Source organism: Actinosynnema sp. NPDC023658, assembly GCF_040639995.1.
GTDB lineage: Bacteria > Actinomycetota > Actinomycetes > Mycobacteriales > Pseudonocardiaceae > Actinosynnema.
Genome location: NZ_JBFAAX010001047.1, coordinates 1 through 1,860, shown reverse-complemented (window position 1 = coordinate 1,860; position 1,860 = coordinate 1). Strand labels below are relative to the sequence as shown.

Here is a 1,860-nt window from a genome sequence, read left to right as displayed (position 1 = left end):
GCCCGGACCTGTTGTACTGCGGGGTGTTTCCATAGAGGTCGTCCTCCGGGACGTTCGGGAACACTCGTTGCTTGGTGACGACCTCCTTGACGGTGACGCCGTCGCTCTCGTACGTCACCTCGCGCCAGCGCATCGTCACCTCCTCCGGGAGGCCGTCCGACCGTCGCGTCATCTCGACCTGGTACTGCTCGATCTGCTGGGTCGGCGGGCTGTGGAACCTCGCCAGCGCCTGCTCCTGCGCGCGCCACGACGCCGCGTTGACCCACCCGTCCCGGTTGTGGCCGCTGTTCGAGGCGTTCATCTGGCCGAACATGTTGATGTACTCGCCCGGACCGCCGGCCTCGTTGGCCGCGAGGTGCCCGCCCGCCCACCGGACGTGCTCGAACTCGGTGTTCCGATACGCCGCCTGGCCTTCGCCGCGCGCCCGGCCCTGGGCGCTGTAGTCGCCCGAGTCGTCGCGGTGCGTCGGGTCGGACCTCCCGTACACGGGACTGCCCGTCATCGAGTCGGTCTGACCGCGCTCGTTGGTGTGGAAGTCCCAGCTCGCGCCCGGCCGGTAGCCCTCGACCCGGTACTGCACGTCGCCCAGCAGCGGGTAGTCGAGGTCCGGGTTGGGGCTGAAGCTCGTGGCGTCGGCCGGGCGGACGCCGGGGGTCGCCTCGACCCACTTGATGTCGCCGTTGCCGTCGGTGAAGAACTTCGTCGTCGTGCCGTTCGGGTTGGTGACGGTGAACTGCGTGTTGGCGGGCAGCGAGCCGTCGGGCAACGCCTGGTCGCGCAGCACGTCCGGCACCTTCGGCACCTCGGCCGGGTCGCGCGGAGGCCCCGCCGGGTCGTACACCCGGCCCCGCTCGTCCGCCCTGATCTCCCGCGGGGAACCGGCGTCGGCGGGCGGGTTGGGGTCGCGCCTGAACGGGTCGTGGCCGTCGGCGTCGGCGGTCGGCCGGTCGTAGTCGACGAACCTGCGGTCGAACTCGGGCGAGCTCGGGTCGATGAGGTCCGGGTCCGGGACGTCCCGGTAGCGGGGGCGCGGCGGGTTCTGCGGGTCGGCGTCGGTGCCGTCGCTGCCGTCCGCGGCGCGGTCCTGGGCGTCGGTGGGGTCGAGGTCGTGCTTGTCGTGGTCGTGGGTGCCGGGGACGAACCCGTCGTCACCCGCCCTGGTGGTGGTGCCGTCGGGGTGGTGGGTGTTCCACTCGCCGTTGGGCGGGATCCGGGGTTGGCGGTTGCCGTCGGGGCCGATGTGGGCGTCGCTGGTGTAGACGCGGCCGCGGCTGTCGGTCCAGGCGGGCTTGGTGGGGGCGAGGACGTCGGCGCCGGTGTGCCGGGAGAGGCGGTTGGCGAAGTCGTTGCTGCCCGCGTCGCAGCCGATGAGGCGCAGGGGCGTCCTGCCGTCCCAGCCGTTGCGGCGCAACAGGTCGCCGTACTGCTCGGGGGTGTAGGTGTGGTTGCCGATGCGCGCGCGGCCGTCCGGGGTGAGGTGGACGTCGGCGGTGAAGTAGCGGGGGTCGGCGGGGACGCGGTGGGGCAGGTCGCCCATGTCGGGGTCGCCGCGGTGGTGGGAGACGCCGGCGGGGGTGGTCTCGCCGTGGTGGGCGTGGGCCTGGTCGATGTCCGGCTGGTCCGGGTTCGGCTGGTCCGTGTCGTGGTGGTCGGTGCCCGGGTGGTCGGTGTCGTGGTGGTCCGCGTTCGGCCGGTCGGTGTCGTGGTGCGGGGTGTCGCGGTCCGGGTGGTTGCCGTCGGGCCGGTCGCCGTGGGGTTGGTCGGTGCGGGGCTGGTCGGCGCTCCGGTCCGACCGACCTCCACAGGTGCGCGGCGTTCGGTCCGCCGCACCGCCCACGCGTAGCCGAGCACCGCGAGCAC

The 1,860-nt window shown here is 73.1% G+C and carries 1 pseudogene; it reads right to left on the bottom strand.

The features are described from left to right. A pseudogene (locus AB0G02_RS37890) lies at positions 1–1,837 on the bottom strand (hypothetical protein); the annotation flags it as partial. Between the last annotated feature and the right edge of the window lie 23 nt (positions 1,838–1,860).